Source organism: Streptacidiphilus sp. PAMC 29251, from assembly GCF_054208735.2.
On record NZ_CM135725.2, the window covers coordinates 3,763,442 to 3,789,320 of the forward strand.

Genomic DNA, 25,879 nt, shown 5'->3' on the forward strand with positions numbered 1-25,879 from the left:
GGTCACCTCCATGTTCGACAGCGTGCTGGTCGCCAACCGCGGCGAGATCGCGGTCCGCGTCATCCGTACCCTGCGGCGGCTCGGCGTGCGCTCCGTCGCCGTGCACAGCGGCGCCGACGCCGACAGCCCGCAGGTCCGGGCCGCCGACACCGCCGTGCTGCTGGGTCCTGAACTGAGTTCCTCCTCGGCCGAGAGCTACCTCCATATCGAACGGATCATCGACGCCGCGCGGCGCAGCGGCGCCCAGGCCGTGCACCCCGGCTACGGCTTCCTGGCCGAGAACGCCGGCTTCGCCCAGGCCTGCGCCGACGCGGGCCTGGTCTTCATCGGTCCCTCCCCCTCCTCCATCTCGCTGATGGGCGACAAGATCCACGCCAAGGCGGCGGTCCAGGCCGCCGGGGTCCCGGTGGTCCCCGGCAGCGAGGGCGACGCCCTGGACGACGCGCAACTGCTGGAGGCGTCGCTGGCGATCGGCCTGCCGGTGCTGCTCAAGCCCTCCGCCGGCGGCGGGGGCAAGGGCATGCGCCTGGTCCGGGACGCCGCGGCGCTGCCCGAGGAGATCGCCGCCGCCCGCCGCGAGGCCCGCGCCTCCTTCGGCGACGACACCCTGCTGGTGGAACGGTGGATCGACCGCCCCCGGCACATCGAGATCCAACTGCTGGCCGACACCCGCGGCAACGCCGTCCACCTCGGCGAGCGCGAGTGCAGCCTGCAGCGGCGGCACCAGAAACTGATCGAAGAGGCCCCCTCCGTCCTGCTCACCCCCGAACTCCGCGCCGCCATGGGCGAGGCCGCCGTACGCGCGGCCAGGGCCTGCGACTACGCGGGTGCGGGCACCGTCGAATTCATCGTTCCCAGCAGCGATCCCTCCTCGTACTTCTTCATGGAGATGAACACCAGGCTCCAGGTGGAGCACCCGGTCACCGAACTCGCCGTCACCGCCGACGGGGCCCGGCTGGACCTCGTCGAACAGCAACTGCTGGTCGCCTCGGGCGAGGCACTGGCCTTCGACCAGGAATCGGTCGCGTTCCAGGGCCACGCCATCGAGGCGCGGATCTGCGCCGAGGACCCGGCCCGGGGATTTCTGCCCACCGGCGGCCGGGTGCTGCTGCTGCGCGAGCCCGCGGGCGAAGGGATCCGGGTCGACTCCGGACTCGCCCCGGGCATCACTGTCAGCAGCAGCTACGACCCCATGCTTTCGAAGATCATCGCTCACGGTCCCGACCGGGCCACCGCTCTGCGAAGGCTGCGCGCCGCCCTCGCCGAGACCCGGATCCTCGGGGTCACCACCAATGCCGGCTACCTGCGCCGACTGCTCTCACAGCCTGATGTGGTCGCGGGTCGCCTCGACACCGGCCTGGTCGAGCGCCACCCAGAACTGACCCTAGCCACCACCACTGACAATTCGGCTGGAAGTGCCGTTGACCTGCCCCTTCCCGATCTGATCCTGGTGGGCGCGGCGCTGGCCCGGCAGACGGCGCTGGCCCCGGCGGAGTCCGCCGACGGCTGGACCGACCCGTTCTCGATCCCCTCCGGCTGGCGCACCGGCGGCCGGCCGGCCTGGACCAGGCACCAACTGCGCTTCCCTGGCGGGGAGCCGACCACGGTGGCGGTCCGCGCGGCGTCGGATCCGGCCGGGGCTTCCGCTGAAGCCACTGCTGCGGACCCGGCCCGATTCGAGGTCAGGGTCGGCGAGGGCGCGCCGTTCACCGCGCGCGCCGTGGTCGACGGCGAGCAGCTGCGGCTCACCGTCGACGGCGTCACCCACAGCTTCACCCATGCCACTGACAGAGCGGTGCACTGGCTGGCCACCGGCGGCGACAGCTGGGCGGTCCACCCCTACGACCCGGTCGAACAGCTGGCCCTGGGCGCGGCCGGCGCCGGCGCGGCGGCACTCAACGCGCCCATGCCCGGCACGGTGACCGTGGTCAAGGCGGCCGTGGGCGACCTGGTGGCCAAGGGCCAGCCGCTGCTGATCCTGGAGGCGATGAAGATGGAGCACGTCATCACCGCCCCCTACGACGGCACCGTCGAACAGCTGCGGGTGACCGCCGGCGGCACGGTCGCCATGGACGAACTGCTCGCCGTGATCACCCCGACCGCGGCGGACGCCGGGACCGCCCCGACCGCCCCTGAAGCCGCGACCGCTCCGACCGCCCCGACCGAGGAGGTCTCCTGATGACCGCTCAGGAACCGACGGAGACCATGGAATCGGCAGAGCCGACCGTGACCGAGCTCGGACTGCCCGACCGGGCCCCGCTCCCGGGGCTGCCCAGCAGCGTGCGGATCCACGAGGTCGGGCCGCGCGACGGGCTGCAGAACGAGTCGGTGACCCTCTCCCCCGCGGTCAAGGCCGAGTTCATCACCCGGCTCGCCGCGGCCGGCCTGCGGACGATCGAGGCGGCCAGCTTCGTGCACCCGGCCTGGGTGCCCCAACTCGCGGACGCCGAGCAGCTGTTCCCGCTGGTCGGCGGGCTGCGCACGCGGTATCCGGGGCTGCGGCTGCCGGTGCTGGTGCCCAATGAGCGCGGCCTGGACCGGGCGCTGGCCCTCGGCGCGGCCGATGTCGCGGTCTTCGCCAGCGCCACCGAGAGCTTCGCCCGGCGCAACCTCAACCGGGGCGTGGACGAGTCGCTGGAGATGTTCGCGCCGGTGGTCCGGCGCGCGACCGAGGCCGGGGCGCCGGTCCGGGGCTATCTGTCGATGTGCTTCGGCGACCCCTGGGAGGGCCCGGTCCCGGTCGCCCAGGTGGTCGCGGTGGGCCGGGCGCTGCTGGAGCTGGGCTGCGCCGAGCTGAGCCTCGGCGACACCATCGGCACCGGCACCCCGGGCCAGGTGGTCGCGCTGCTGGACGCCTTCGCCGCCGCGGGGGTCGGGCCCGAGCGGCTCGCCGTGCACTTCCACGACACCTACGGCCAGGCCCTGGCCAACACCCTGGCCGCGCTCCAGCGCGGCGTCAGCACCGTCGACGCCTCGGCCGGCGGTCTCGGCGGCTGCCCGTACGCCAAGAGCGCCACCGGCAACCTGGCCACCGAGGACCTGGTCTGGATGCTGCACGGCCTGGGCATCGGCACCGGCGTCGACCTCACCGCCCTCGCCGCCACCAGCGGCTGGCTGGCCGCCCAGCTGGGCCGTCCCAGCCCCTCCCGCACCGTCCGCGCCCTCACCGGCTGAAGGAGAGAGTTCGCATGCTCGACCACCGCCTCGCCCCGGAACACGAGGAACTGCGGCGCACTGTCGCCGAGTTCGCTCACGACGTCATCGCCCCCAAGATCGGTGAGTACTACGAGCACGAGGAGTTCCCCTACGAGATCATCCGCGAGATGGGCCGGATGGGGCTGTTCGGCCTGCCCTTCCCCGAGGAGTACGGGGGCATGGGCGGCGACTACCTGGCGCTGTGCCTGGTGCTGGAGGAGATCGCCCGGGTCGACTCCTCGGTGGCGATCACCCTGGAGGCCGCGGTCTCGCTGGGCGCGATGCCGATCCACCGCTACGGCACCGAGGAGCAGAAGCGCACCTGGCTGCCCCGGCTGTGCTCGGGCGAACTGCTCGGCGCCTTCGGACTGACCGAGCCCGAGGGCGGTTCCGACGCCGGGGCGACCAGGACCACGGCCCGCTACGACGCGGACACCGACGAGTGGGTCATCAACGGCTCCAAGTGCTTCATCACCAACGCCGGCACCGAGATCACCGGCCTGGTCACGGTCGCCGCGCTCACTCTTTCGGGGGAAACGGACGAGCAGGGCTCGCCGCGGCGGGAAATCTCCACCATCATCGTGCCGACCGGAACACCCGGGTTCTCGGCATCGAAGAAGTACTCCAAAGTCGGCTGGAACGCCTCGGACACCCGGGAGCTCTCCTTCGCCGACTGCCGCGTCCCGGCCGCCAACCTCCTCGGTGAGGCAGGCCGTGGCTACGCCCAGTTCCTCCGGATCCTCGACGAAGGCCGTATCGCGATCGCTGCCCTGGCCACCGGCCTGGCCCAGGGCTGTGTCGACGAGTCACTCAGCTACGCCGCCCAGCGGCGGGCTTTCGGCAGGCCCATCGGCGCCAACCAGTCCATCCAGTTCAAGATCGCCGACATGGAGATGCGCGCCCACACCTCACGGCTGGCCTGGTACCACGCCGCCTCCCTGCTGGTGCACGGCGAGCGCTTCAAGAAGCAGGCCGCGATCGCCAAACTCCACTCCTCCGAAGCCGCGGTCACCAATGCCCGCGAGGCCACCCAGATCCACGGCGGTTACGGCTTCATGAACGAGTACCCGGTCGCCCGGTTCTGGCGCGACAGCAAGATCCTTGAGATCGGCGAGGGAACGTCCGAGGTGCAGCGCATGCTGATCGCCCGTGAGCTGGGCATGAGCGACAGCCGCCCGTAGCGGCGCGCCGCGCCGAGGCCGAGAACCCTTGAGGCCGAGAACCCCTGAGGCCGAGAGCCCCTGAGGCCGAGAGCCCCTAAGGAATCACCACGACCGGTCGGTTGGCCCTGCGGGCCAGCCGGCCGGCCACCGAGCCGAAGAGACGCCCGAGGAACCCATGGGTGCCGCCGACCACGATGGCGTCGGCCGCGTACTCCCTGGCGACCTCCTCCAGCTCGTGGCAGATGTCCCCGCCGCGCTCCACCAGCACCCAGGGGACGTCGCCCAGGAAGTCGGAACACGCCAGCTCCAGGCCGAGGACCTCGGTGCGGTGGTCCGGCACGTCCACGAACACAGGAGGCTCGCAGCCGGCCCACACCGTGGCCGGCAGCCGGTTGGCCACATGCACGATCACCAGACCGACCCGCGAGCGGCGGGCCATGCCGACGGCGTAGGCCAGCGCGCGCTCGCTGGAGACCGAGCCGTCGAAACCGACGACGACACCATGGAGGAAGGCGGGGTCACAGGGGCGGACCGTCTGCGACTGCAACTCGAAACCGGGCATGGACGATGGGGATCCCGTCGGGGACTCGGAGCGGGACTTGGGCAGCCCGGGACGCTTCACCGGCGGCTCGGTGGGGCGGGCCGCGGGGTTGCCCTCGGTGGGCTCGGGGAGCTCATAACCAGCCATGGCTATGGTCGTTTCGGCGAGGTGGGATAAGGGGGCGGGGATCATGTGCCACCACCTGGGCAGCGAACGGAACGAGCCGAGTGGTGACGAGTACGACCTCTTCCCTTCAGGGTACGGCGACAATCTGTTTCAGCCCATACACACAGCGCTTGGATCGCGGGGGTTACCGCTAACGGCGGGCGCGTACGCCGGAGCGCTCACGCCGCCGCAGCGCTCCCGCGCATTCGCGCAGTGCTCCGGGCGTGCATGGAGCATGCCTGAGGAGCCGCGCATGTGCAACGGTGCCCGCAGCACCGGGCGGGTCGGTCGCGCAACCGGTTTTCGGTCAGACCTCGTCATATGCCTCGTGCATATGCCAAAACCCTGGGACGATGCGGCTTATGTCGCCCTTGCTGCTTTTCGACCTCGACAACACCCTGGTCAACCGGAACAAGGCATTCCAGGGCTGGGCCGAGCGGTTCCTGGTGGACCGCTCACTGCCTCCTGGCGACCTCGACTGGTTCACCGTGCTTGACTGCGGGGGCTACGTCGACCGGCGGGTCCTGCTGCGTGCGGCGACGGACCGCTACGGGCTGTCCGAACGGATGGAGGCCATGCTCGAGGAGTACCGGACCACCGTCACCGCGCTGATCCACTGCCCGCCGGCCCACCATGACGCGCTACGGGCCGCCCGCGCGGCCGGCTGGACCCTCGGCATCGTCTCCAACGGCGCCACCGACCAGCAGCTGGCCAAGATCGAAAGCACCGGCCTGGCCGAGCTGGTGGACGGCTGGATCATCTCGGAGGAGGCCGACTGCGCCAAGCCCGACCCGCGGATCTTCACCATGGCCGCCTTCCGCTGCGGGATCGACACCGGAACGGACTGGACCGCCGAGGCCTGGATGGTCGGCGACCACGCCCCCGCCGACATCGCCGGGGCCACGGTGGCCGGGATCCGCAGCATCTGGCTGGCCCACGGCCGGGCCTGGCCGGAGACCGGCTACCGCCCCACCCGCAGCGCGGCGAGCCTGCCCGAGGCCGTGGCCGCGGTCATCGCCGGCCCGGACGGCCAGAACGGCCCGGATGACCCGCGCCACCATCCGTCCCGGCACCGGCCGGACCGCCACCACCCGTATCCCTACGTACGCGAGGTCGTCCCCGGGTAGCGCCACCAGGTGGTCACCGCCTGCTCGACGAAGCCCAGCTTGCGGTAGAGGGGCTCACCGAGCAGGGTCGCCGTCAGCGTCCCCGGCCGCTCCGGGTGGGCCCTGAGCGCCGCCTCCAGCAGCGCCCTGGCGACACCGTGCGAGCGGTGCTGCTCCAGCACCGCGACCCAGTACAGGCCGACCGCCGTTCCGTCGTCCCAGCTGACGCAGGCACCGGCCGCCTCACCCCGGCGCCGCGCCAGCCAGGAGCGGCGTCCCCGCACCGCGCCCAGCGCCGCGGGGAACATCCGCCCCCGGCGCAGCGGCATCCGCCCCGGCATCGGGAAGCCCTCGACCACCACCCGCTCCAACTCGGCGAGCTGGTCCTCGGCCAACGCCTCCCCCACCTCCACCGGCTCCGGGTTCGGGTACGGCTCCGGGTTCGGGTACGGCTCCGGGTTCGGGTACGGCTCCAGGCCGGGGTTCGGGGCCGGGTCGGAGCCGAAGGCTCGGCCGGTCACCGCCGCGGCGGCCGCGGCCGCCGGAGCACCCGGCGGCCGGACCATGACCGCCATCGCCAGCGCCCGTTCGCAGCCGTGCCCGGACAGGTCGAGCACACCGTAGGGGTCCTCCAGGCAGAGACTTCCGGTCTCCCAGTCGCGGAACAGCGAGAGCAACTCCCGGGTCAGCGCTCCCGGGTCGGCCGGACGCCGGGTGAGCACCACCCGGTGGCTGTCACCGGGGTCGCCCTCGCAGCGGACCGCCGTGTAGCCGTCCGCCGTGCGGTGCTCCCAGCCCTGGGCGCCGGCCATCGCCAGCCAGTGCGTCGCGGCGTTGTCATTGGCCAGTTCGAGGCCACTCCTGCGGTCCATCCGACTGACCCTACCCGGCCTGCTACGGCCGACAACTGACACCCGCTCATCGGCAGTTGAGGACGAACGCAAGGCGATCCAGTCCCTCGCGCCACTTATTTCCCCCCACTGTGCCGGTTCATGCGCCCCGTGCGCGCCCCCCGTGCCTCCATGCACCCTGCTGTGCTCCCCATAGCTGCTTTTCGGTCAACTTCATGGAGTCTTCACACGATTGGCCATAACCGCAGCCCAGCGCCGGGCGCTGAGCAGCGGACTCTCCCGGATCGAACGGACGACCATGCGACAACTGGCCAGCACCTGACACGCCCCCTTCCCCGACAGCCCGTCGGATGCCACCCTCGGTGATCGAATGCTTCACGCCAAATTGCCTTATCGACATAGCGTCGAATGATGAACTTGTCGCACCAGCAAGGCTGAACACAGTAGATTCGATCTTGGCGAGAGCGGGGGCCTCGAAGTGCAGCGCAGGACCGAAGCAGCAGCATGACGCCGCAGGCGGCGACCGTGCGATCGGCAGTCCCGGAGGTCGACCGGGCTGCCCGGTCGGGGTACAGGTCGCGCCGGTGGCGCACACGACCGAGGGGGGCCGGAGCGCCTTGAGCAGGGTCAGCAGGAACGCCGCAACAGCCGCCGGGGCGGGCGACGGGGGTCCGAGCGGCGTGGGGGGTCCAGGCACCCCGGGTTCCGCCGCCGGAGAGCCGTCGCTCCCCGTCCCGGCGCGCAAACTCTCGGGACGGCGGCGCCCCGAGATCGTCGCCGTGCTGCTGTTCAGCGGCGCGCCGATCTTCGAGAGCTCCATCCCGCTCTCGGTGTTCGGCGTCGACCGGCAGGACGCCGGAGTCCCCCGCTACCGACTGCTGGTGTGCGCAGGCGAGGAAGGGCCGCTGGCCACCACCGGCGGCCTGACCATGACCGCCCCCTTCGGCCTGGAGGCACTCGCCCGGGCCGGCACCGTGGTCGTCCCCGCCTGGCGCTCCGCCGCCCAACTCCCGCCCCCCGAAGCGCTGGCCGCCCTGCGCAAGGCGCACCACGAGGGCGCGCGGATCATCGGCCTGTGCACCGGGGCCTTCGTCCTGGCCGCCGCCGGGCTGCTGGACGGCCGCCCGGCCACCACGCACTGGATGTACGCGCCTACCCTGGCCAAGCGCTACCCGCAGGTCCAGGTCGACCCGCGGGAGCTGTTCATCGACGACGGCGACGTCCTGACCAGCGCGGGAACCGCCGCCGGGATCGACCTCTGCCTGCATGTGGTGCGCACCGACCACGGCGCCGAGGCAGCCGCCGCGCTGGCCCGCCGACTGGTCGTCCCGGCCCGCCGCACCGGAGGACAGGCCCAGTACATCGACCGGGCTTTACCTGAGGAGATCGGCAACGACCCGCTCGCCGAGGTCGTGACCTGGGCCCTGGACAACCTCTCCAAGCAGTTCGACGTGGAGGCCCTGGCCGCCCGCGCCTACATGAGCAGACGCACCTTCGACCGGAGGTTCCGCTCGCTCACCGGCAGCGCGCCGCTGCAGTGGCTGATCTCGCAGCGGGTGCTGCAGGCGCAGCGGCTGCTGGAGACCACCGAGGCTTCGGTGGACGAGGTCGCCCGCCGCTGCGGCTTCCGCTCACCGGTGGCGCTGCGCGGGCACTTCCGCCGCCAGCTCGGCGTATCGCCCGCGGTCTACCGGACCACCTTCCGGTCCCGGCGCCCGGTCCCGGCCGGCACCGGCGGCGTCCCCTCCCCCGGGCTGCCGCCGACCCCGCCCGGTGCGGTCGACGACGGCTTCGGCCAGCTCGCAGGCTGCCTGCCGCCCGGAGCCGTGCCGGCCCAGCCCGGCTCCCCCGACGGCCGGGGCGCCCCGGCGCGGCCGGCCCGTCCCCAGGAGCGCAACCGGCAGGGCGGCGGCCGTCCCGACTCCGCGGACCACGCCGCCGCGGAGGACGGCCGGGCCGAGGGCGGGGCCCGCGGCCGACGCGAGGGACCCGCCGAACCGCGCGGCGGCAACCGCCATCCGGCTCCCCCGGGCGGCCTGTCCGCCCGCGGGCATCCGGACGCCGCCTGGGCGGCCGCCCAGCGCCACGCGACGGAGTAGTCGGCCGGGGGGACACCGTCGGAAGGGCCGGGGAGGCCGCGCAACCGGGCCGTGCAACCGGGTCGGGCAGTCGGGTCGGGCAGTCGGGAATGCGCCCCGCCGGGTCGTGCCGGGTTTGCTTTCACAGGGATCCGACAGATGATCGACCCAGCGGGGCCGCCCGGTCCCGCTCCGCGCACATCCACCCAGGACGGTGAAGCACGTGAACGATCGCATGGTCTGGATCGACTGCGAGATGACAGGGCTCAGCCTCGAGACCGACGCACTGGTCGAGGTCGCCGCTCTGGTCACCGACTCCGAGCTCAACATCCTGGGCGAGGGCGTCGACATCGTCGTACGTCCCCCGGCCGAGGCGGTCGCCGGCATGCCGGACATCGTGCGGGCCATGCACACCTCGTCCGGGCTGCTGGAGGAGCTGGAGCAGGGAGCCACCCTCGCCGAGGCCGAGGCCCAGGTGCTGGCCTACATCCGCGAGCACGTGCCGGAGGCCGGCAAGGCGCCGCTGTGCGGGAACTCGGTCGGCACCGACCGCGGCTTCCTGGCCCGCGACATGCCCGCGCTGGAGACCCACCTGCACTACCGGATCGTGGACGTCTCCTCGATCAAGGAGCTGGCCCGCCGCTGGTACCCCCGGGCCTACTACAACAGCCCCAAGAAGGCGGGCAACCACCGTGCCCTCGCCGACATCAGGGAGAGCATCGCGGAGTTGAGGTTCTACCGCGAGGCCGTGTTCGTTCCGCAGCCGGGCCCGGACACCGACACCGCCCGGGCGGTGGCCGCGCGGCACCAGCTGCCCCCGGCCTGAGCTGCTCAGGAGCCCGTCCGGAGCCCGTCCGGAGCCCGTCCGGAGCCCGTCCGAAGCGGCTCCGCGGCGCGCCCGCGACGCTCCCGCCGGAACCCGCAAACCGGTCGTGAGCACCCTTCCCGATCCTGTAGAGTTACCTCCGTCAGCGCGACAAGCGCGAGACGGATGGTGGGTATAGCTCAGCTGGCAGAGCACCGGGTTGTGATCCCGGGTGTCGCGGGTTCAAGTCCCGTTACTCACCCCATCCAGAAGGGCCCCTTGACCTGTGAAAAGGTCAAGGGGCCTTCTGGTGTCCCACCCTGTCCGCGGCAGACGCGGCCCACGCGGCAGGTACGGCGGGCCCCGCAGTCGCGACGGACGGACCGTCAGCCCTGGTCGATGGTGATCTCGTAGGCGATCTCCCAGCGCACGTCGGGGATGACGACGTCGGCGGTCTCCAGCGGGCGGCCGTCGGTGTCGTAGTAGGTGCGCTCGATGATGGTCAGCAGTTCGCCGACGGAGATGCCGAGCAGGTTCGCCTGCTCCTGGGTCGCGCGTGAGGGCCGGGGCACCTCTATCGCGTTGGTGACGGAGACGCCGATGGAGCGCATCCGCTCGACGACGCCCCGGCCCGCCAGCGGACCCGACTCGGGCAACAGGATCGGGCTGCCGTCGGTGACGGCCATGGGCTCCCAGGATTCGGAGAGTTGAACCGGCATGCGATCAGCGAAGAACTCGTACTGGGTACGGACGCACAGATCCCCCTCGGTGATGCCGAGGCGCACCGCGATCTGCTTCGGCGCGGGCACGCGCACGACCGTGTGCGACTCCCAGGTGCCGGTGCGCCCCTGCTCGCGCATATCCGCGCGGAAGGGGCCGCTGCGGTGCTCGCGGGGACGGGAGCGGACCATCCGCAGCCGGTCGCGCGGCGAGCGGACGAAGGTGCCGGAGCCGGCCCGTCCCTCGAGCACGCCCTCGATGATCAGTCGCTCGGTCGCACGTTGGATCACATTGGCGCCGACCTCGTAGTGCTCGGCGAGGATGCTGCGACCGGGCAGCTTGTCCCCGACGGCCCACTCGCCGGACTGGATGCGGGTGCGCAGGTCGTCAGCTACCTGGAGGTACGGGGCCTCTCGTGGCATACGGCTCTCCGTGGTGCCCGCACGTGCGCCGGGGGCGCGCGTGGGAGCGGTGGACTTCACCGGACATTGACAACCTAATCCATTAGGTCCAAGCTGATGCATCAGGAATACTATACGTGATCACGCGCGTACTAGGGGAGAGCAGTGGGCTCACGAACCGCACGGGCGATCGATGTGGCCGCCCGGCTCTCAGCAGCCACGGGCCACCAGGCCCGAACCGACGAGCAACCCTCCCACACCCGGATCACCGTATCGATTCCCACCGAGCTCTCCGAGGTGGCACGACAGACCGTGCTGGCCGCCCTCGCCGCGCTCCCGCCCACGGACATATACGGGCACGACCGCGCCGAGGACGACTCGCAGACGATCTGGGTCGAACTCCGTGACAGGAGGAACCTGCCATGACCACAGTTCCGCCGGGGGAGGCGCCCCGCGGCTACCTCACCCCCGAGTGCAGCGTGGGCCGGACCGATCCGGAATTCCGGCACGGCTGCCCGTCCTGCCAGGCCCCCGGCTACCAGCACCCGGTGCTCGGCTGGATAGCCGTGCCCTGCGGATGCGCCTGCCACGCCGACGGGAGTGCCTCGTGAAGGACATCGAGCCGCCCACCGGCAACGCCGCGGGCTACTGCCACCGCTGCGGGAAGTGGTCGGCGGAGGCGCGGATCATCGCCGAGATCCACTGCGACGCCGGAGCCGGCGGCACGGTGGTCCGCTGCCAACCCTGCGACCTCCGCCCGACCCGACGCACCCCCAGCGCCACCGACCCCCGCCGCTATCCGGCGTAGCCGGGCTCGGCCTACTCGGGCTTGGACTCCTCCGGCCCGGACTCCCCCGGCTCGGCCGACTGCCCCGCCCCGGCCTGCTACTCCGGCTTGGACTCCTCCGGCTTGACGCCGTTGGACTCCGCCACCGGCGGTGTCCCGCCGCCGAGTTCCAGCTCCAGCGCGGCGACGTCCGTCTCCGGGATCTCCGGGACCGGGGGGATGCCGCCCGCGGCCAGTTCCGCCGCCTCCGCCTCGTGCTTCGCGGCCAGCGCCGCCGCGGCGGCGACCGCGGACACCAGCGGCGGCGACTTGGAGGACTCCGGGGTCGCGCCGTCCAGGAAGCGCAGCAGTTCCACCGGGAACGGCAGCACCAGTGTGGAGTTCTTCTCGGCGGCCACCTCGACCACGGTCTGCAGCAGGCGCAGTTGCAGCGCGGCCGGGGTGGCGCTCATGATCGCCGCCGCGTCGGAGAGTTTGCGCGACGCCTGGAACTCACCGTCCGCGGTGATGATCCGGGCCCGCCGCTCGCGCTCGGCCTCGGCCTGCCGGGACATCGAGCGCTTCATCGACTCCGGCAGCGCGACGTCCTTGATCTCCACCCGGTCGATGTGGATGCCCCAGCCGGCCGCCGGGCTGTCGATCATCAGCTCCAGACCCTGGTTCAGCGGCTCCCGGTTGGTGAGCAGCTCGTCCAGCTCGCTCTTGCCGATGATCGAGCGCAGCGAGGTCTGCGCGACCTGCGACATCGCAAAGGTGTAGTTCTGCACATTGACCGTGGCCAGCACCGGGTCCTCGACCCGGAAGTAGACCACCGCGTCCACCCGGACGGTGACGTTGTCCCGGGTGATGCCCTCCTGCGCGGGCACCGGCATGGTGATGATCTGTACGTTCACCTTGCGCAGCCGGTCCGCGACCGGGATCAGCAGGGTGAGTCCGGGCTGCTTGACCCCGCGGCGCACCTTGCCGAAGCGGAACACCACCCCGCGCTCGATCTGCTGCACCACGCGGACCCCGGTGGCCAGCCACAGCGCACCGGCCCCCAGCACGCCCAGCACGACATCCACCACGATCATCTCGTCGTCACCCCGGTCCAGCGAAGGAAACCAGGCCGCGGTCCGCAGCCGCTTTCCACGCTACTCGCCGAGCAGCCCGGCCGGAACAGCCCGGCGGGAGCAGTGATCCCCAAGCCCCGGCAGGCGGCTCAGCACGGCTCAGCACGGTTCGGGTCAGCGCGACTCGGCCCGGCTCAGGCCGACTCGCGCCGGATCAGCTCGGTGGTCAGGATGACCTGCCGGTGGGTCCGGCCCGGCGTCGCGATCTCCTCCAGCAGCAGCCGGGCCATCGCCCGGCCCATCTCCTCGCTGGACTGCCGGACCGTGGTCATCGGCGGGTCGGTGTGCCGGGCCAGCGGGGAGTCGTCGAAGCCGACCAGGGCAACGTCCTCGGGGATCCGCCGGCCCTGCTCCCGCAGCACCCGCATGGCGCCCAGGGCCATCAGGTCGGAGGCGGCGAACACCGCGTCCAGGTCCGGGCACTGCAGCAGCAGGAGCCGCATCGCCAGGGCGCCGGACTCCTCGCTGAAGTCGCCCCGGCCGACCAGGTCGTCGCTGTAGGGCAGCCCCGCCTCGGCCAGGCCCTTGCGGTAGCCCTCCAAGCGGCTGCGCGCGCCCTCCATGTCCAACGGCCCGGTCACGGTGGCGATCCTGGTGCGGCCGAGGCCGGCCAGGTGCCGGACCGCGGCCCAGGCGCCGCCGGTGTTGTCGGGGTTGACGTAGCTGAGCGACTCGAGTTCGGAGCGGCGGCCGCCGAGGACCGCGGGCAGGCCGGTCCGTTCCAGCAGCTCGACCAGCGGGTCCTCGGAGTGCACCGACACCAGCATCACCCCGTCCACCCGGTGGCCGCTGAGGTAGGCGGCGAAGCGCTCGCGCTCCTGGGCGGTGCGGATCAGGATCAGCAGCAGCTGCATGTCGGTGTCGGAGAGCTCGCTGGCGACCCCCGGATGATCTCGGCGAAGAAGGGCTCGGACGCGAGCCGGGTCTCGGTCTCCGGGATGACCAGGGCCACCGCGTCGGTCCGGCTGGTGACCAGGGTCCTGGCGGCCCGGTTGGGGACGTAGCCGAGCTCGGCGATGGCGCGTTCGACCACGCTCCTGGCCTGGTCGCTGACCCCGGGCGCACCGTTGACCACGCGGGACACCGTGCCCCGGCCGACCCCGGCGAGCTGCGCCACGGCCTCCAGGGTGGGACGGGCCGATCCCCGTCGCGCAGGCCTCGCACCGACATGGGCCATCGCACGTCCTCCTGAATTCCACTCCGTGGGTGTCGCACCCCAGGGTCAGAGAGACCCTAGCCGTTCCCACGCGAGGAATCCGCTGACCTGCACCGGATCTTCATGGGAGCGCTCCCATCCTAGGCGCAACCGGAGTCGATCACCAGCCCCGGCCGGGACATGCCCGCGTGGAACATCCTGCCCAGGGGGACGCCTTGACACCCTCCTGGCGAGGCACGACCATGGCGTCAGGGATTGGGAGCGCTCCCAGGTTGTTGCACCATCCTGGCGGCAGCTCTCCCCAGGTGACACCAGCACGACCGACACCCGCCCCACCCCGGGGCCGAACGCCGGCACCGTGCGCCGCCGCCCGTCCCGTGAACCGCACCTACCCTTGGGAGCGCTCCCGTATGACCGCAGTACAGCCGCTCGCCGCAGCCGCCCGCCGGGCCGATACCCGGGCCGAACCCCTGGTCGAGCCCCATGTGCAGTCGTCCCCCGCCGACGACGGACTCCTCCGCTTCCCCACCGGCTTCCTCTGGGGCGCCGCGACCGCCTCCTACCAGATCGAGGGAGCGGCGGCCGAGGACGGCCGGACCCCTTCCATCTGGGACACCTACAGCCACACCCCGGGCCGGGTCCGCAACGGCGACACCGGCGACACCGCCGCCGACCACTACCACCGCTACCGCGAGGACGTCGCGCTGATGGCGGGCCTCGGACTGAAGGCGTACCGCTTCTCGGTCTCCTGGTCCCGGGTGCAGCCCACCGGTCGCGGCCCGGCCGTCGAACGCGGTCTGGACTTCTACCGCAGGCTTACCGACGAACTGCTCGGCGCCGGGATCACCCCGGTCGCCACCCTCTACCACTGGGACCTGCCGCAGGAGTTGGAGGACGCCGGCGGCTGGCCCGCGCGCGACACGGCCGAGCGCTTCGGCGAGTACGCCGCGCTGATGGGCGAGGCGCTGGGCGACCGGGTCCGCTACTGGACCACCCTCAACGAGCCCTGGTGCAGCGCGTATCTGGGCTACGGCTCCGGGGTGCACGCGCCGGGGCGCACCGACCCCGCGCACGCGCTCCAGGCCGCGCACCACCTCAACCTGGGCCACGGCCGCGCCGTCGCCGCGCTCCGGGCCGTCCTCCCGGCCGCCGCCGACCCCCAGCTCTCGATCACCCTCAATCTGCACCAGATCCGCCCGCTGACCGGCAGCGCCGCCGATGCGGACGCCGCCCGCCGGATCGACGCGGTCGGCAACCGGGTCTTCCTCGGCCCGATCCTGGACCGGGAGTACCCGGCCGACCTGCGCGAGGACACCGCGCACCTGGTCGACTGGGACGAGCTGGTGCACCCCGGCGACCTGGCCGCCATCTCCGCCCCGATCGACCTGCTCGGCGTCAACTACTACGCGCCCACCCTGGTCTCGGCCGGAACCGGCGCAGTGAGCCCGGACAACGCCCGCAGCGACGCCCACGGCCGCAGCGACCACTCGCCCTGGCCGGGCGCGGAGAGCGTGCTCTTCCACCAGCCGCCGGGCGAACTCACCGCGATGAACTGGAGCATCGACCCCTCCGGGCTGCACGAGCTGCTCACCAGGATCGCCGCGGAGCACCCGCGGCTGCCGCTGATGATCACCGAGAACGGCGCGGCCTTCGACGACTACGTCAACCCCGAGGGAGAGGTGCGGGATCCGGAGCGGATCGCCTACCTCAGCTCCCATCTCGCGGCGGTGCACGCCGCGATCGCCGAGGGCGTGGACGTGCGCGGCTACTTCCTCTGGTCGCTGATGGACAACTTCGAGTGGGCGTACGGCTACGGCAAGCGCTTCGGCGCGGTCTACGTCGACTACCCGACCCAGCGCCGCATCCCCAAGTCCAGCGCGCACTGGTACGCGGACACGATCCGGCGCAACGCGGTCTCCCGGTCGGCCCCCTGACCCCGACCGGGCCGTGTGGGCGGCGCGGTGGGCCATGCTGCCTCCCCGGTGGTCCGCGTCGCCCACACGAAAGGACGTTCCTGCGGCGAGCGTCGTAACGGAGCGTGGCGGCGGTCGTTCCTCCTGATGGAGCGACACGTCGGCCTTCGGCGTGCGCCGACCACCCCGTGAGGGAGTCCCCCACCATGGCCACGCCTCTGCGGAACCTGCGTCGCGCGAGCGCCCTCGCGCTGCTGCCGGCCATCGTCGGCACCCCGGCCTGGGCGGCCGCCGACCCGCGCCCGCGCCCGGCCGTCCAGGAGGTGAGCCGGCACGTCCCGGTCGCCAGGGAGAGCGACGGCGGGACGGACGGCAGCATGCCCGGCATCGTCCCGATCGGCCTCGGCCTGCTACTCACCGGCGCTGCCTTCTACAAGCACCGGGGCCTGCCGAGCAGCGGTCACTGACCCTTGCAGTAAGCGCTTCCTGCTGCTGGTTCGGCAGATCGGCACGTAAGGCCGATCCGCCCGAAACTTTCGAGAAGTGAACCAAGGCGCCCAGCTGAAGCTCCATCACTTGGCCTTCTCAGCAGGATGTTCGTTAACTTCCTGAACACACTGAGGTCATTTCGGCCACAGTTCCTGAAGAAAAGTCACATCACCGTAACGGCCATGACATCCACTCTTGCGGCTGGAATGGCCCGGCCCTACCTTCAACCCAGAACATCCGAAGTAAGCGCTTACGGAAACCCGAGGACCCACCCGATGGATGCACGAGCCAGCTCCGGTGCGACGCCGACGATCTACGATGTCGCCCGCCGTGCCGGGGTCTCGATCGCCTCCGTCTCCCGGGTCCTGAACGGCCGGGACAACCCGCGTCCCGCCACCAGGGACCGGGTGCTGAAGGCGATCAGCGACCTCGGCTTCGTCCCCGACGGAGCCGCCCGCGCGCTCAGCAGCCGGCTCAAGCAGGTCGTCGGCGTGGTCTTCCGGCGGGTCTACGGGATCGACGACGGCGGCATCTTCGAGGACGAGGCCGAGAGCCTGCTCTTCGGGGACCAGATCAACCGGGGCATCGAGATCGTCGCGCAGCGTCGCGGTTACGACCTTCTCGTCAGCTCGGTCAACATCGACGAACACACCCTGCCCCAGCGGATCATGACCATCGCCGGCAAGTGCGACGGCCTGATCCTGCACGACCAGGTGCTCTCCCCGGCCGGCATCGCCAACATCGCCCGTACCGTGCCCGTGGTCACCCTGGCCGGCGCGGAGGGCGGTTCGGTGGTGAACGTCCGCGGGGACAGCGCCGGCAGCATGCGGGAGATGGCACGGCACCTGGTGCAGGACCACGGCTACCGGCGGCTTGCCTACATCGCCGGCCACGCCGACAGCCCGGACAACATCGTCCGCAGCCGCAACTTCACCACCGAGGTGCAGGCGCTGGGGGGGGAGTGCCTGACCGGCCCCGCCTGGCAGGGCGACTACTCGGCCGGGGGCGGGGTGCAGATCGTCCGCGGCCTGATCGCCCTGGGCGCCACCCTCCCCCGCGCCATCGCCTGCGCCAACGACCAGACCGCGCTGGGCGTGATCTACGCCCTGGCCGAGAACGGGCTCGACGTGCCCGGGGACGTCGCCGTCACCGGGTTCGACGACCTGCCGTTCGCCCGGCACCTCCGCCCCCAGCTGACCACCGTGCGCCAGCCCATCAGGGAGATCGGCGCCAAAGCCTTCGAGGTCCTCCACAGCATGATCACCGCCGATGACCCGGCGCTCACCGCGTCGCTGTCCGACAGCGCGTCGCGCGACTTCGTCCTGCCGACCCAGCTGATCCGCCGCGAGAGCTGCGGCTGCCCGCCCGACCCCAGCCCGTCCGTATGGCGCCAGATCTCCTGAGAGGAGCCGACGATGACCACCCTCCTGCGCCGACTCGGCTTCTACGCGATAGCCGCCTTCGCCGCCGTCACGCTGAACTTCTTCCTGCCGCGGATGCTTCCCGGCGACGCCCTGCAGGCCGTCCTGGCGAACATCAGGACCTCCAACATCACCCCGGCCCAACTCAAGGCGCTGGCCGCCCAGTACGGCCTCAACAGCAAGGAAAGCCTGCTGTCGCAGTACTTCGGCTACCTGGGCCACCTGTTCCACGGCGACCTCGGCACCTCGACCTCCAAGTCGGTCGCGGTGTCCTCGGTGCTCGGCAACGACCTGCCCTGGACCATCGGCCTGGTCGGCTCGGCCACCGTGGTCGCCTTCCTGCTCGGCACGCTGCTCGGGATCGTGGTCGGCTGGCGCCGCAGCGGCTTCCTGGACGCACTGCTGCCGGTGGCGACCTTCTTCCAGGCCATCCCCTACTTCATCCTGGCCTTCCTACTGCTGCTCACGGCCGGCTTCTACTGGAAGCTGTTCCCCTTCGCCGGCGGCTATGAGACCGGACGCAACTCCGATCTGACCCAGGGCTGGAACACCCCCTTCGTCACCAGCGTGATCGAACACGGGACGCTGCCCGCCGCGACGGTCGCCCTGGCCTCGGTGGCCGGCTGGATCATCGGGATGCGCAATATGATGATCACCACCATGGACGAGGATTACGTCCTGGTCGCGGCGGCCAAGGGCCTGCCGCAGTGGAAGGTCGTGATGGTGGCGGCGCGCAACGCGATCCTGCCCAGCATCTCCAACTTCGCCCTGTCGATCAGCCTGGTGGTGACCGGCTCCATCGTCACCGAGATCGTGTTCTCCTACCCGGGCGTGGGCTATGAGATCTACAACGCCGTGCTCAACACCGACTACCCGATGATGCAGGGCATCCTGCTGGTGGTCACCTTCACGGTGCTGGGCGCGAACCTGCTGGCGGACATCGCCTATGTGATCCTCGACCCGCGCGCCCGCAAGGAGGCCTGACCGATGGCCGTTCCCACCCTGTCCTCCGCCCCGAGACGGTCGCGGCCGTGGTCGCCCCCCGCGCCAAGCGCGGTTCGCGCATACCCCGCTCCCCCAAGGTGATCATCGGCGCTTCGATCCTGGTGCTGTTCGCGCTGGTCGCGGTCTTCGGACCGATGCTCGCCCCGCACGCCCCCGACTGGCAGGCGTCCACCACCACCAGCACCCCGCTGCCGCCGTCCGGGAAGTTCTGGCTCGGCACCGACCAGCAGCAGCACGACGTCTTCTCGCAGGTCCTCGCGGGCGGCCGGGACACCCTGCTGATCTCCTTCGTGGCCGGTCTGATCGCCACCTGCCTGTCCGTCCTGGTCGGCGTGACGGCCGGCTATGTCGGCGGCTGGGTGGACGAGGTGCTGTCGATCCTGGCGAACATCTTCCTGGCGCTGCCCGGGCTGCTGATCCTGATGGTCGCGATGCGCCCGCTACCGGTGAAGGACACCGGAAACCCGCTGCTGATCGGCTCGGTGATCGCGCTGACCGCCTGGGCCTGGGGCGCCCGGGTGCTGCGGGCGCAGACCCTGGCGCTGCGCAACCAGGACTACGTGGAGTCGGCCCGGGTGATCGGCGAGCGCAAGCCGCGGATCATCGTCTTCGAGATCCTGCCGAACCTGCTGCCGATCCTCGCCTCCTCCTTCATCTTCACCGTGGTCTACGGGATCGGCGCCTATGTCTCGCTGTCCTGGCTGGGCGTCATCAGCCCGGCGACCACCACCTGGGGCACCATGCTCAACACCGCCCAGTCGGACAGCGCGCTGATCGCCGGCTACTGGTGGTGGTACGCGCCCCCCGCGCTGTGTGTGGCGCTGGTCGGGATCGCGCTGTCGCTGCTGAACTTCGGCATCGACGAGATCATCAACCCCCGGCTGCGCTCGGCCCGTACCAACCGCAAGGGCGTCAAGTACACGCTCGGGCTGACCCCGGTGCTGCGCACGGCCGGCGTCCCGGCCGGGGCGGAAACCGAGGTCAGGGCCGAGGCCGGGGTCGGGTTCGAGCCCACGCCGACGCACCGCGCCGACCAGCCCGGCCAGACCGACCAGCCCGACCTGCCCGGCCAGGCCACCGCCCGTGCCGCCGCGGAAGGAAAGTCCCAGTGAACCTGCCCACCGCCCCCTGCTGGCCGCCCCTGCTGCGACCGCACCGTCCGACGCGGTGCTGGAGGTCCGCGGCCTCTGCGTGGACTACGGCGTCGGCGCCAACGCCGTCCGCGCCGTCACCGACGCCACGCTGACCCTGCACCGGGGGGAGGTGCTGGGCCTGGCCGGTGAGAGCGGCTCCGGCAAGTCCACCCTGGCCTACGCGCTGACCAGGCTGCTGCGGGCGCCGGGCGTGATCAGCGGCGGCGAGGTGCTGTTCCACAACCGGCCGCAGGGCTCGGACGGCAGCACCTACGCCGAGACCGTGGACCTGCTCGCCGCCGACATGGTGAAGCTGCGTCAGATCCGCTGGTCCCAGCTGGCCGTGGTGTTCCAGAGCGCGATGCACGCGCTCAACCCGGTGGCCCGGATCGACGCCCAGCTCACCGATGTGCTCAAGGCGCACCGCAAGCAGATGGACTCCGCCGCCCGGCGCGAGCGCGCGGTGGAACTGCTGCGGATGGTCGGCATCAGCGCGGACCGGCTGCGCAGCTATCCGCACGAGCTGTCCGGCGGGATGCGGCAGCGGGTCATGATCGCCATGGCGCTGGCGCTGGAACCGCAGGTGGTGATCATGGATGAGCCGACCACCGCCCTGGACGTGGTCACCCAGCGGGAGATCCTGGAGGAGCTGATGCAGCTCAGGGAGCGGCTCGGCTTCGCCATCGTCTTCATCACCCACGACCTGTCGCTGCTGATCGAGCTGGCCGACTCCATCGCCATCATGTACGCGGGGCGGATCGTCGAACGGGCCGGCGCCCATGAGCTGTTCCACACCCCGCGCCACCCCTACAGCCTGGGCCTGCTCAACTCCTTCCCGGCGCTGCACGGCGAGAAGGTGCGGATGGAGGGCATCCCCGGATCGCCGCCCTCGCTCACCGCGCTCCCCGGCGGCTGCGCCTTCCACCCCCGTTGCCCCTACGCCATGGACCGCTGCCGTACCGAGATCCCGGAACTGGCCGTGCCCTCGGCCGAGCGGGCCGGCGCCGCCGCCCTGGCCGGGGACCGCACCAGCGAAACCCGGGTGGCCGCCTGCTGGCTGCAGGACGGGCTGCAGTCGCCGCCGGAACCGCTCGGGCTGAGCTTCCCGGCCCATGGCGGGAGCGCTCCCGCCGCCCCTACCAGCACCTTTGGGAGCGACCAGTGACCGCCGACCGCACCGACCCCGTCGTGGTCCATGGACCGAAACGCCCCGGCGTCCCCGCGCTGGAGGCCCGCCGGCTGACCAAGCACTTCCCGATCCACCAGCTCGGCCCGTCCCGGAACCGGCCGGTGGTGCACGCCGTCGAGGACATCTCGCTGGCGCTGCCCGAGGCCACCGTCACCGCCGTGGTCGGCGAGAGCGGCTCGGGCAAGTCCACCCTGGCCCGGCTGCTGACCCAGCTGATCACCCCCACCTCGGGGCAGCTGCTGCTGGACGGCGAGCCGGTCGGCCGCAGCGGCCGGGCCCGGCGCGAGTACACCCGCAAGGTGCACCTGGTCCTGCAGGATCCTTTCTCCTCGCTCAACGCCGTGCACAGCGTGCGCTACCACCTGGAGCGCCCACTGAAGCTGCACCGCCGCGCGGGCCGGGACGAACTCGACGCCAAGGCCAAGCAGTTGCTGGAGCGGGTCTCGCTCAGCCCGGCCGACCGCTTCATCGACAAGTTCCCGCACGAGCTGTCCGGCGGCCAGCGCCAGCGCGTGGCCATCGCCCGCGGCCTGGCCGTGGAACCGCGGGTGCTGCTCGCCGACGAACCCGTCTCCATGCTGGACGTGTCGATCCGGCTCGGTGTGCTCAACCTGCTGGACGAGCTGCGCGAGCGCGAACGGCTGGCCATCCTCTACGTGACCCATGACATCGCCTCGGCCCGCTACCTCGCCGACACCGCGGTGGTGATGTACGCGGGCCAGGTGGTGGAGTCGGGACCGGCCACCCAGATCACCGACGCCCCCGCGCACCCCTACACCCAGCTGCTGCTCAGCGCCGCGCCCGACCCGGCCAGGACCACCCCGCCGGTGCTGCGCGGCCGGGGGTCGCCACCGAGCCTGGTGAACCCGCCGAGCGGCTGCCGCTTCCACCCGCGCTGCCCCTTCGCGATGGCGGTCTGCGCCACCACCGCACCGCCGGCGCTGCCGGTGGCCACGGACCAAGTCGCCGCCTGCTGGCTGCACTCCACCGAGCGCACCCCGGCCGAGTCGGCCCCGCTCAAAACCCACCGCGTCCAGCCCTGCTTAGACACGTCAGACGAAGGAGTCGACATGGGAGACCCCGAGAGACCCTGGCGGCGCCGGGGACCGCCCGGCGCCGTCGGGCCCGACCACGGACGAGGTGCAACTCGTCCGAGGCCACCGTCCGCACCGCAGTTCGGATAGCAGCACCAGCAGTCACAACGATCGATCTCGCTCGGAACCACCCCAGTCAAGACCAATCACGCCATGGCAGAAATCGCCATGGTCGCTCACCACTGGCCACCACCGAGTCGGCCGGACACAAGGAGCGTACGCAATGAGTCGCAACACCACCATCAAGGCCCTGGCCGTGGTGGCCGCGGTCGGTCTGGGCCTCACCGCCTGCACCAGCTCCGGCGCGAAGCCGGCCGGCAAGAGCAGCAGCAGCAGCGGAAGCGGCGCCGTCCAGACCCTGGTCATCGAGGACAAGCCGGTCCCCTCCTTCAACGAGGACTTCAACCCGCTCGACAGCAATGCCTTCGGGTCCAACGAGAATGCCAACTCGCTCATCTACGAGCCGCTGTTCATGTTCAACAGCCTGAAGTCCGAGCAGGCCCCGATCCCCTGGCTCGGCAAGAGCTACACCTGGTCCAACGACAACAAGACGCTGACCCTCGCGCTCCAGTCCGGGGTGAAGTGGAGCGACGGCCAGGCCTTCAGCTCGGCCGATGTGAAGTTCACCTTCGACCTGCTGCAGAAGACCCCGGCCGCGAACTCCGGCGGCGTCCCGGCGACCACCAGCATCACCACCCCCGACGCCGACACCGTGGTGCTGAACTTCGCCACCGCGCAGTCGGCGAACTTTGTCGCCATCGGCAACCAGATCATCCTGCCGGAGCACCTCTGGTCCAGTGTCAGCAACCCGGCCACCGCGGTCATCCCCGGCGCCAAGGCCATCGGCACCGGCCCCTATGTGGTCGACAAGTTCAGCCCGCAGAACGTCACCTTCAAGGTCAACCCGAGCTACTGGGGCGGCGCCCCCAAGGTCAAGCGGATCTCCTTCCCCGCCTACGCCACCAATGACGCCGCCGAGCTGGCGCTGGCCTCCGGCAAGATCGACCTCACCGGCAACGACATCAACAATGTGCAGACCGCCTTCGTCGCCAAGGACCCGGCGCACAACCACCTGTTCCAGAGCGCCGCACCGTACTTCCCGGCCGGCAACACCGTGTCCCTGCTGCTCAACAACCAGAGCAAGACCGCCCCGGCGCTCGGCGACGTCGCGGTGCGCAAGGCGATCAGCGCCGCCCTGGACCGCCAGTCGATGGCGACCCAGTGCGAGACCAACTACGAGCTGCCCGCCTCCTCCTCGGGCGGGCTGACCCTGCCGATCGACCAGGGCTCGCTCTCCAGCGCCCAGACCAACGACCTCAAGCCGACCGCCGACAGCGCCCAGGTCGACTCGCTGATGACCGGGGCCGGCTACGCCAAGACCGGCGGCAAGTGGACCAAGGGCGGCAAGACCGTCAAGTTCACCATCATCGACCCCAACTCCTTCAGCGACTACTGGTGCGATGCCCAGGCCATGGTCAAGGGCCTGAACGCGCAGGGCTTCGACGCCTCCGCCAACGGGGCCTTCGACTACAACAGCTGGAACACCGCGATCACCACCGGCAAGTTCGACGCGGCCCTGCACTGGGGCCAGGGCGTGACCGCGTTCCAGCGGCTGCAGTTCTCATCCTGGACCCCAACACCACCGCCGCCGTCGGCCAGACCGCGGCCGGTGACTTCGACCGCTACGACAGCCCCAAGGCCAAGGCCGCGATCGCCTCGTTCCAGAACGCGACCAGCCCGGACGCCGAGAAGGGCGCGCTGAACACGCTGCAGCAGGTGATGTCCGACGACGTCCCGGCGATCCCGGTGCTCTACGGGGCCTCCTGGTACGAGTACAGCTCGGCGAACTTCACCGGCTGGCCCACCTCCGACAACCCCTACATCAACCCCTCGCCGAACAGCCAGGCGTACGAGTACCTGATCCTGCACCTGACCCCGGTCGGCTGAGGCCGGTCGGCTGAGGCCGGTCGGCCGACGGTCAGAGTCGGCCGACGGTCAGAGTCGGCCGACGGTCAGCTGAATACCTCCGGCGGCGGTGCGGGCGAGGGGCTCGCGGCGCTGTCCGGGACCGGAACGGCCCCTGCCTGGAAGTCCACCAGGCGGGGGCCGTGCTCGATCCGGCCCGGGTACGGGTCGGTGGCGATACGCCGGGTCAACTCGTCCAGCGGCAGCGGCTGCTGGGCGGCGACCAGGACCAGGTTGCCGAAGCGGCGGCCGCGCAGCACCACCGGGTCGGCGATCAGCGCGACCTCGGCGAAGACCGCGCGCAGGGTGGCCACCTGGCCGCGGGCGAAGTCCAGCCGCCCGCCGTCGGTGATGTTGACGGTGTAGCGGCCGTCCGGGCCCAGCGCCCTGGCCGCGAGCTGCGCGAACTCCACCGAGGCGCAGTGGGCCGGGATCCGCGCGCCGCCGTAGATGTCGGCGACCACCAGATCGGCCTGCGCCTCGGGGCTGCGGGCCAGGATGTCGCGGGCGTCCCCGCCGCGTACCCGGAGCTGCCAGCTGCGGTCCAGCGGGAGTTCCCGGCGCACCAGCTCGGTGAGCGCGGTGTCGATCTCGGCGGCCTGCTGCCGCGAGCGGGGCCGGGTCGCGGCGGTGTAGCGGGCCAGGGTGAGCGCTCCGCCGCCCAGGTGCAGCACGCTGATCGGCTGCCGCGGGGCGGCGGCGAGGTCGACCAGGTGACCGAAGCGGCGCTGGTACTCGAACGACAGGTGGGTGGGGTCGTCCAGGTCGACGTGGGACTGCGGGGTGCCGTCCAGCAGCAGCGTCCAGGCGTTGGTGCGGTCCCGGTCGGGACGATCGCGGCGAGCCCGGAGGCCACCTGTGCGGTGCTTCCCTCCTGGGCGGACTTCTGCTGAACCGATTCTCTACTGCTGCGCTGCTGCTTACGGGCCACCTGGCCAGTATGCGGGGCCGACGGTGCGGGCGAGGTGCGCGGAGCCGCTTGGGCCAGGCGCGCGGAGCTGTGGTCAGACCCCGTCCGAGCCGCTGGCGGCCAGGGTCCTGGCGGCCTCGCCGAGGGCTGCCCTGAGCTGGGCCGGGTCGGTGAGCGCGCGTTCCGGGGAGGGTGGCAGCAGCCAGTTTCCCGTCGTCCTCCGGCGGGGCCTGGGTACAGGAGACCCCGGGCAGGTGCCAGGCGTCGAGCGCCCCCATCGGGACCACGAAGGAGAGGGTGGAGTCGGCGTCCTCGCGCAGCACCGGGCCGCAGCCGCCGCGCAGCCGGAGGATGTCGACGGTCTCCAGGCCCTGCCGCTCCGGCACCTTCACCAGGTCGCAGGACGGGATCGAGCTGTGCTGGTCAGTGCCCATGTGGTGGGTGCCCCCGCTGAACATGACGCCTCCTTCGGTGACCGCGTCGACCACTCGCCATGGGGCGGTGCTGCGGTCTCTCCCCCAGCACAACGCGTCAGCGGGCCCGGGGCCACGGGTGCATTGCTTGGCGGGTCATGGCATTTTGTAGCAGATCACTCGCCTTATGTCCGATTTGTAGGGAAACTCAGCGTGTTCGAATGATGACGGGGGGTACTGTCGTGCCGTCCAACGCCTTCCGAGGCG

21 protein-coding genes, 1 tRNA gene and 3 pseudogenes are annotated in these 25,879 nt (G+C 71.4%); 19 read left to right on the top strand and 6 right to left on the bottom strand.

Annotation, left to right across the window (positions count from 1 at the left end; all coding sequences use genetic code 11):
- Nucleotides 1–10: 10 nt before the first annotated feature.
- The 3 genes from ACXKR8_RS17605 to ACXKR8_RS17615 are packed head-to-tail and all read left to right on the top strand — an operon-like array spanning nt 11 to nt 4,376.
- Nucleotides 11–2,179: an acetyl/propionyl/methylcrotonyl-CoA carboxylase subunit alpha gene (locus ACXKR8_RS17605; RefSeq protein WP_458273853.1), complete on the top strand. Its 2,169-nt coding sequence runs from the start codon at nt 11–13 to the stop codon at nt 2,177–2,179.
- Nucleotides 2,179–3,174 carry a hydroxymethylglutaryl-CoA lyase gene (locus ACXKR8_RS17610; protein ID WP_458273854.1) on the top strand — a complete coding sequence of 332 codons (996 nt, stop codon included), beginning with the start codon at nt 2,179–2,181 and terminating at the stop codon, nt 3,172–3,174. Before ACXKR8_RS17605 ends, ACXKR8_RS17610 begins: the two co-directional genes overlap by 1 nt.
- A gap of 14 nt (nt 3,175–3,188) precedes the next feature.
- Nucleotides 3,189–4,376: an acyl-CoA dehydrogenase family protein gene (locus tag ACXKR8_RS17615; RefSeq protein ID WP_458273855.1), complete on the top strand. Its 1,188-nt coding sequence runs from the start codon at nt 3,189–3,191 to the stop codon at nt 4,374–4,376.
- A 76-nt stretch (nt 4,377–4,452) separates the two neighbouring features.
- Here ACXKR8_RS17615 and ACXKR8_RS17620 read toward each other — a convergent pair.
- Nucleotides 4,453–4,890: pseudogene (locus ACXKR8_RS17620) on the bottom strand (universal stress protein); the annotation flags it as partial.
- Nucleotides 4,891–5,426: 536 nt separating this feature from the next.
- Here ACXKR8_RS17620 and ACXKR8_RS17625 point away from each other — a divergent pair.
- Nucleotides 5,427–6,191 (top strand): HAD family hydrolase, encoded by a 765-nt coding sequence (locus tag ACXKR8_RS17625; RefSeq protein ID WP_458273856.1) that lies wholly within the window; start codon nt 5,427–5,429, stop codon nt 6,189–6,191.
- Here ACXKR8_RS17625 and ACXKR8_RS17630 read toward each other — a convergent pair.
- The gene (locus tag ACXKR8_RS17630) at nt 6,164–7,042 is read right to left on the bottom strand and encodes a GNAT family N-acetyltransferase (RefSeq protein WP_458273857.1); all 879 of its coding nucleotides are present in this window, start codon (nt 7,040–7,042) and stop codon (nt 6,164–6,166) included. The two genes, ACXKR8_RS17625 and ACXKR8_RS17630, sit on opposite strands and share 28 nt — an antisense overlap.
- Before the next feature lie 659 nt (nt 7,043–7,701).
- Between ACXKR8_RS17630 and ACXKR8_RS17635 the strand changes: the two genes are divergently transcribed.
- The 3 genes from ACXKR8_RS17635 to ACXKR8_RS17645 all read left to right on the top strand — a co-directional run bounded on the left by ACXKR8_RS17635 (nt 7,702) and on the right by ACXKR8_RS17645 (nt 10,169).
- Nucleotides 7,702–9,120: a GlxA family transcriptional regulator gene (locus ACXKR8_RS17635; protein ID WP_458273858.1), complete on the top strand. Its 1,419-nt coding sequence runs from the start codon at nt 7,702–7,704 to the stop codon at nt 9,118–9,120.
- 202 nt (nt 9,121–9,322) lie between these two features.
- Complete coding sequence (gene orn, locus ACXKR8_RS17640; protein WP_458273859.1) at nt 9,323–9,925, top strand: oligoribonuclease; 603 nt, start codon at nt 9,323–9,325, stop codon at nt 9,923–9,925.
- Between the two features lie 168 nt (nt 9,926–10,093).
- A tRNA-His gene (locus ACXKR8_RS17645) sits at nt 10,094–10,169 on the top strand.
- Nucleotides 10,170–10,290: 121 nt separating this feature from the next.
- On the opposite strand, the gene ACXKR8_RS17650 is transcribed toward ACXKR8_RS17645, so the two are convergent.
- The gene (locus ACXKR8_RS17650; RefSeq protein ID WP_458273860.1) at nt 10,291–11,046 is read right to left on the bottom strand and encodes a GntR family transcriptional regulator; all 756 of its coding nucleotides are present in this window, start codon (nt 11,044–11,046) and stop codon (nt 10,291–10,293) included.
- Between the two features lie 144 nt (nt 11,047–11,190).
- On the opposite strand from ACXKR8_RS17650, the gene ACXKR8_RS17655 reads away from it, so the two are divergent.
- Genes ACXKR8_RS17655 through ACXKR8_RS17665 form a run of 3 tightly spaced genes read left to right on the top strand, consistent with a single transcriptional unit; the run spans nt 11,191 to nt 11,833 of the window.
- A complete protein-coding gene (locus ACXKR8_RS17655) occupies nt 11,191–11,451 on the top strand; it encodes a hypothetical protein (protein ID WP_458273861.1) in 261 nt (86 codons plus the stop codon).
- Nucleotides 11,448–11,636 carry a hypothetical protein gene (locus ACXKR8_RS17660; RefSeq protein WP_458273862.1) on the top strand — a complete coding sequence of 63 codons (189 nt, stop codon included), beginning with the start codon at nt 11,448–11,450 and terminating at the stop codon, nt 11,634–11,636. Before ACXKR8_RS17655 ends, ACXKR8_RS17660 begins: the two co-directional genes overlap by 4 nt.
- Nucleotides 11,633–11,833 carry a hypothetical protein gene (locus tag ACXKR8_RS17665; protein WP_458273863.1) on the top strand — a complete coding sequence of 67 codons (201 nt, stop codon included), beginning with the start codon at nt 11,633–11,635 and terminating at the stop codon, nt 11,831–11,833. The genes ACXKR8_RS17660 and ACXKR8_RS17665 overlap by 4 nt, the downstream gene beginning before the upstream one ends.
- 77 nt (nt 11,834–11,910) lie before the next feature.
- Here the strand turns inward: ACXKR8_RS17665 and ACXKR8_RS17670 are convergent, their stop codons facing one another.
- Both ACXKR8_RS17670 and ACXKR8_RS17675 read right to left on the bottom strand, forming a co-directional pair.
- Nucleotides 11,911–12,885 (bottom strand): slipin family protein, encoded by a 975-nt coding sequence (locus ACXKR8_RS17670; protein ID WP_458273864.1) that lies wholly within the window; start codon nt 12,883–12,885, stop codon nt 11,911–11,913.
- A 173-nt stretch (nt 12,886–13,058) separates the two neighbouring features.
- A pseudogene (locus ACXKR8_RS17675) lies at nt 13,059–14,101 on the bottom strand (LacI family DNA-binding transcriptional regulator).
- A 389-nt stretch (nt 14,102–14,490) separates the two neighbouring features.
- Between ACXKR8_RS17675 and ACXKR8_RS17680 the strand changes: the two are divergent.
- The 9 genes from ACXKR8_RS17680 (at nt 14,491) to ACXKR8_RS17720 (ending at nt 24,271) form a co-directional block, all read left to right on the top strand.
- Complete coding sequence (locus tag ACXKR8_RS17680) at nt 14,491–16,014, top strand: GH1 family beta-glucosidase (protein WP_458273866.1); 1,524 nt, start codon at nt 14,491–14,493, stop codon at nt 16,012–16,014.
- Nucleotides 16,015–16,199: 185 nt separating this feature from the next.
- Complete coding sequence (locus tag ACXKR8_RS17685; RefSeq protein ID WP_458273867.1) at nt 16,200–16,460, top strand: hypothetical protein; 261 nt, start codon at nt 16,200–16,202, stop codon at nt 16,458–16,460.
- Nucleotides 16,461–16,757: 297 nt separating this feature from the next.
- Complete coding sequence (locus ACXKR8_RS17690) at nt 16,758–17,885, top strand: LacI family DNA-binding transcriptional regulator (protein WP_458273868.1); 1,128 nt, start codon at nt 16,758–16,760, stop codon at nt 17,883–17,885.
- Nucleotides 17,886–17,897: 12 nt separating this feature from the next.
- Complete coding sequence (locus tag ACXKR8_RS17695) at nt 17,898–18,887, top strand: ABC transporter permease (RefSeq protein ID WP_458273869.1); 990 nt, start codon at nt 17,898–17,900, stop codon at nt 18,885–18,887.
- 47 nt (nt 18,888–18,934) lie between these two features.
- The gene (locus tag ACXKR8_RS17700) at nt 18,935–20,020 is read left to right on the top strand and encodes an ABC transporter permease (protein WP_462100558.1); all 1,086 of its coding nucleotides are present in this window, start codon (nt 18,935–18,937) and stop codon (nt 20,018–20,020) included.
- Between the two features lie 55 nt (nt 20,021–20,075).
- Complete coding sequence (locus tag ACXKR8_RS17705) at nt 20,076–21,206, top strand: ABC transporter ATP-binding protein (RefSeq protein WP_462100559.1); 1,131 nt, start codon at nt 20,076–20,078, stop codon at nt 21,204–21,206.
- Nucleotides 21,203–22,414 carry an ABC transporter ATP-binding protein gene (locus tag ACXKR8_RS17710; protein WP_462100560.1) on the top strand — a complete coding sequence of 404 codons (1,212 nt, stop codon included), beginning with the start codon at nt 21,203–21,205 and terminating at the stop codon, nt 22,412–22,414. The genes ACXKR8_RS17705 and ACXKR8_RS17710 overlap by 4 nt, the downstream gene beginning before the upstream one ends.
- 133 nt (nt 22,415–22,547) lie before the next feature.
- Nucleotides 22,548–24,086 carry an ABC transporter substrate-binding protein gene (locus ACXKR8_RS17715; protein ID WP_462100561.1) on the top strand — a complete coding sequence of 513 codons (1,539 nt, stop codon included), beginning with the start codon at nt 22,548–22,550 and terminating at the stop codon, nt 24,084–24,086.
- A gap of 17 nt (nt 24,087–24,103) precedes the next feature.
- Nucleotides 24,104–24,271 carry a hypothetical protein gene (locus ACXKR8_RS17720; RefSeq protein WP_462100562.1) on the top strand — a complete coding sequence of 56 codons (168 nt, stop codon included), beginning with the start codon at nt 24,104–24,106 and terminating at the stop codon, nt 24,269–24,271.
- A gap of 65 nt (nt 24,272–24,336) precedes the next feature.
- Here the strand turns inward: ACXKR8_RS17720 and ACXKR8_RS17725 are convergent.
- Nucleotides 24,337–25,145: pseudogene (locus ACXKR8_RS17725) on the bottom strand (spermidine synthase).
- Between the last annotated feature and the right edge of the window lie 734 nt (nt 25,146–25,879).